This is a genomic window from Methanoculleus sp. UBA413, assembly GCF_002502935.1.
In the GTDB taxonomy this organism is placed as follows: Archaea; Halobacteriota; Methanomicrobia; order Methanomicrobiales; family Methanoculleaceae; genus Methanoculleus; species Methanoculleus bourgensis.
Window position 1 is genome coordinate 1 of the sequence record NZ_DAQR01000073.1, and the last position, 4,250, is coordinate 4,250.

Here is a 4,250-nt window from a genome sequence, read left to right on the forward strand (position 1 = left end):
CTCGCTCTGCCCCATGAACGCTCAACACCCCTTCGCGATCATCCGCGCGATCCGCACCAGAACCCACAAAATAAGGTGAAATGGCCCACTACGCCCCATAGCGGTTCACGGTAACCCCTCCCGGGCGAGGGGTCCGGTGTCGTCCCGGATCTTCCGGCAGAGTGCCGAGAGTGCCACAAGCGACTCGTAGCCGCTCAGACTGATGGAGTATTCGCCGCGGTCTTTGCGCTGGCGGATCAGACCGGCCGCCAGGAGTTTCTCCAGGTGGAAGAGAAGGTTTCCCCCACGGAGATCGGTGATCATTGCAAGGTCGGAGAACGATTTATCTTCCTGGTAGAGCACTTTGAGGATACGGACCCGGTGAGGGCTGCTCAGTGGATAGCAGATCCTGCTTGCGAGATCCTCCGGCAAGAGATCCTCGATGACAGACTCCTCTCCCTGCCCGTCCCGGAGAACATGGATCGCCTCAAGCATCCGGAGCTGGCGCTCAAGCTGTCTCTCTGCCTCCTCAAAACAGGGGATACAGCGAACGGTCGGGGCGTTCCGCTGCAGTTCCGCAAGTTGTTTCCTGACAGCGCCGGCAACTCCGGCCGGTATCTCCCCGGTCTCCAGGTGCTCAAGCGAGCTCTCGAAGAGGGCGGCAAACGCGGCCCTGCATCGTCCCTCAAGAGGGCAGCCTGAAGCCTCACGGCCGATAAGGTCGCTCGCATTCTCGATATGCCCGCGCACGACGGCTTCGGCACACTGCCGCCGGAACTCGGAGAAGAGCCGGTCAACCTGCCTGCCGGCTGGAACGGCATACCGCCGGACATCTTCCCGGAGTTCTGCAATCTCATGCCTGAGCGCGGTGATCTCTGAGGTCTTGGTCGTATCTTCCATGGTGTGACTCGCCTGTCCCTGTAGTAGGCCGGCGCGGGCCGCCGGGTCAGGCGCCTGTAGCACCACTACCGTAACTACAGTTTTCTGACAATTATCTATATTAATCTGTAGTTTAAAGAATGGAGTGGTGAACACTGATGGTTGCACTGACTGAAGAGATGAAGGCGGCGTTCAGGACGATGAAGGTCTTCCCGGTCGCTACAGCCTCAAAGGACGGATGGCCGAACGTGGTACCGATTGGGTTTGTCGAACTCGTCGATGACGAGACGATCTGGATTGCAGACAACTTCATGAAGAAGACGCTCGCAAACGTCCAGGAAAACCCGAAGGTATCCATCTACATCTGGGGAGCCGAGACAAAGGGCTGCTTCCAGGTCAAGGGCAACGTCGAGGTCAGGACCAGCGGTCCCGAGTTTGAGAAGATGCAGTTTACCGTCCGGTCGAAGATGGCGAAGGCACCGGCAAAGAGTCTCCTCATCATGAAGATCCAGGAGATCTACGAGTGCGCTCCCGGCCCGAGGGCGGGAGAGAAGATAGTCTGAACCGCCACCCTGTGCGAGGAGGCATGAGCATGTGGCCCGGGAGCGGGGGGGAGAGCCTCAAGGTCCCGGCCCCGCCCCACCTACAAATGCTCTTTTGAGAATAAGATCTTCCATGCACCACGGGCGTGCCAAGAAGCTACACCGTTGAAGTCGGCCTGTGCTCTCCAGGCTCGCCGACGTAGCGATGGGCTGAGGGGGCCAATCGGTATGGAGGTAGGGGAGACCCCATGCGCACCAACGTCAGGTATGGAGATTCGAGAGAATACCGCTCCATTCAGGAGACGAAGGGTGATTTGAGGTACTGTTGGTTGTTCTGAGAGCAATCATCATTCCCGGAAAACGGTCATGATCCCGGGCAGGTTTTTCCCGTGACCATCGCCACGCACTGCCCCCGCCCCCCGAGGGTGGGGGGGTCGCGGGGTTCACCTTTCGCGGGGAGGGGGTCTCCCCCTCCCCGGTCCCCACCTCCATGAGGATAGCCACCACGGTCCACTGCCCGGGTGAGCCGGGGAACAGTCCGGATCCAGCATCCGGCACCAGGTTTCGTCAGGTGGGCAGCCCGTATCTGTTTTACCCCGGCGGGTGCAGAAAATTGGCTCGCAAACAGAGTTTTTGAGAAGAGAACAAAACTGAGAACGCCGGGAGGGAGATTTGAACTCCCGAGGTGCCAGGCACCAGTGGCTTTCAAGGCCACCGCCTTACCGGACTAGACTATCCCGGCTCGCTTCTACCCATTGGTCGCCTGACGAAAAAAAGGTTGCTCATCCCCGGCGGCTGAGGATGACCACAAGAAGGGCAAGGAGTGCCAGCACTGCAGGGAGCGGCGCAGCAGTTTCTGTGGGTGTGGGCGTCGCATCACCGAAGAACACCGGCGCATTCTGGCTCACCCTGACCGCATCGGCATTTGTGGCCGAGAGTTGCACTGTTCCACGGTCGTTGTAGCCAACCGGGTAGACCTTGACGTAGACCCGGCCTCCCTGTGCTGAGAACTCCACGATTTCGGGGTCAAGCAGACCCGCGTCATTGATCTTATGGGGGCTGCCGCCCTCGTCGATGTACTCGACCACCCAGTCAATCCCACCAGACGAGGTTGTGAGCGTCACCGTGCCGACCCTGGTATCGACCTCGAAGTACGCCGGAGCAGCCCGGGTGGCGGGCGCGCTGGCCGAGACCATCGTCGCCTGCGTCTCAGTGGGCGTCGGCGCGCCCGTCACCACGAAGACGAAGGTGCCGATGTAGCCTTTTGTGTCGGAGAAGGTGACCCTATACGTACCCGCACCGGAGACGGGCACGGTCGCGGAGAACGCACCATCTGCACCGGTCCTGATATACTCCGGCCCGTAGACGGTGGTGCCGTCACGCTCGACCTGGATCCGCACACCCGCGCCCCCGATCCCGGCTATCGCGCCCGTGATATCGAGGCTGCCGTCGAATTCCTGCACGAGCGGTGAGGTTATCGTAACATCCCCAGACCGGTCAACCAGTTTGAGGAACTGCAGGGTCTTTGAACTGCCCCCGAAGGTGTTTGGCGGCTCGGGGTCGATGATCTCGACTGTGTAATCCCCTGCAGCAAGACCTTCGGTCTCAAACGTCGCGGAGAACGAACCATCCTCCTGCACGATGATGGTCTTCCGGTCCACTTCGCTCTTCGTGTGCTTGACGGAGTACAAGACGACGTCGGTACTGAACCCCGGATTGAGCGAAGGCTTTGTGAGCCCCCCCACGATCGTGGTGCCGGTGACCTTGAGCGGGTCGCCGACGTATACCGTCTTTGGAGCATTGATCTCGACATACGCAGCTGATGCGGCACTGACGAGCAGCATCGCAGCAAGAAGTGTCAGCCATGCGATCCTTTTCATACCATTACATCGACGAATATGAGGTATAATGCTATCCAAATCAGTTGAGAAGCCGCTGGCGTCCTGGCGGGGGAAGGACCGCATTGACGGGCAGGCTCTCGATACGCTGACGGTTATCTTCAGGAGCGGCGGGTGTTCATGGAACCGGTGCCGTATGTGCGGTTACCGGCACGAGCGCTACCCCGACATGCCGCGGGATGACCTCACCGACCGGCTGGTCCGCCAGGTCCGCTGGGTGAAAGAGAACTTCCGCGACGAGGATTACCAGGTGCTCAAGGTCTTCACATCAGGGAGTTTCTTCGACCCCGACGAGGTCCCTGCCGCTGCCCGGCGCGCCGTCGCGGAGGCGTTCCGGGGCAAGATGGTGATCGCCGAGACAAGGCCGGAGTACGTTGAACCCGATGCGCTCCGGGAGTTTGGTGAGGAGATCGACACTGGCGCCTGGGCTACACCGCTCTCTGTCGCTATGGGCCTTGAGACCACGAACGACTTCATCAGGGAGAAGTGTATCGACAAAGGGTTCTCGTATGCCGACTTTCTCCGCGCCGCAGAGGTTGCACACGCCGCCGGCGCAGGCGTGAAGGCCTACCTCCTGATGAAACCGCCGTTCCTGACCGAACGCGAGGCGCGCGACGACATGGTGCGTTCCATCAAGGACGTCTCCTCTGTCGCCGACAGCATCTCCATGAACCTCTGTACCGTCCAGAGCAGGACCGAGGTCGAGCGCCTCTGGAGGCAGCACGCGTACCGCCCGCCGTACCTCTGGACGGTCCTTGACGTGTTGATCAGTTCGCCGGCGCATGTCCTCTGTGACCCCGTCGGCGGCGGGCAGGTCCGGGGGCCGCACAACTGCGGTAACTGCGATCGCTCGATCGTGAAGGGGATCGGCGACTACTCGCTGACCGGGGATACCGGGCTCTTACGTGCGCTTGCAGAGACAGATTGCGCGTGCAAAGAAGAGTGGGAGTTT

4 protein-coding genes and 1 tRNA gene are annotated in these 4,250 nt (G+C 60.6%); 2 read left to right on the plus strand and 3 right to left on the minus strand.

Annotated elements, in window-relative coordinates; translation table 11 throughout:
* Positions 1-105: 105 nt before the first annotated feature.
* On the minus strand, positions 106-879 hold the full coding sequence (locus BP858_RS05655) for a winged helix-turn-helix domain-containing protein (RefSeq protein WP_286879060.1): 774 nt from the start codon (positions 877-879) through the stop codon (positions 106-108).
* A gap of 137 nt (positions 880-1,016) precedes the next feature.
* Between BP858_RS05655 and BP858_RS05660 the strand changes: the two genes are divergently transcribed.
* Complete coding sequence (locus BP858_RS05660) at positions 1,017-1,421, plus strand: pyridoxamine 5'-phosphate oxidase family protein (protein ID WP_286879061.1); 405 nt, start codon at positions 1,017-1,019, stop codon at positions 1,419-1,421.
* A gap of 636 nt (positions 1,422-2,057) precedes the next feature.
* On the opposite strand, the gene BP858_RS05665 is transcribed toward BP858_RS05660, so the two are convergent.
* Positions 2,058-2,142 (minus strand) — tRNA-Ser (locus tag BP858_RS05665).
* A 40-nt stretch (positions 2,143-2,182) separates the two neighbouring features.
* Positions 2,183-3,280 (minus strand): hypothetical protein, encoded by a 1,098-nt coding sequence (locus tag BP858_RS05670; protein ID WP_286879062.1) that lies wholly within the window; start codon positions 3,278-3,280, stop codon positions 2,183-2,185.
* 28 nt (positions 3,281-3,308) lie between these two features.
* Here BP858_RS05670 and BP858_RS05675 point away from each other — a divergent pair.
* Positions 3,309-4,250 (plus strand): archaeosine biosynthesis radical SAM protein RaSEA (locus tag BP858_RS05675; RefSeq protein ID WP_286879063.1); only part of this gene is annotated, 942 nt, incomplete at its 3' end.

Excerpts from the sequence above, each read along its gene's own strand:
- BP858_RS05655 (WP_286879060.1), bottom strand. The coding sequence starts at position 879 with ATGGAAGATACGACCAAGACCTCAGAGATCACCGCGCTCAGGCATGAG.
- BP858_RS05660 (WP_286879061.1), top strand. The coding sequence starts at position 1,017 with ATGGTTGCACTGACTGAAGAGATGAAGGCGGCGTTCAGGACGATGAAG.
- BP858_RS05670 (WP_286879062.1), bottom strand. The coding sequence starts at position 3,280 with ATGAAAAGGATCGCATGGCTGACACTTCTTGCTGCGATGCTGCTCGTC.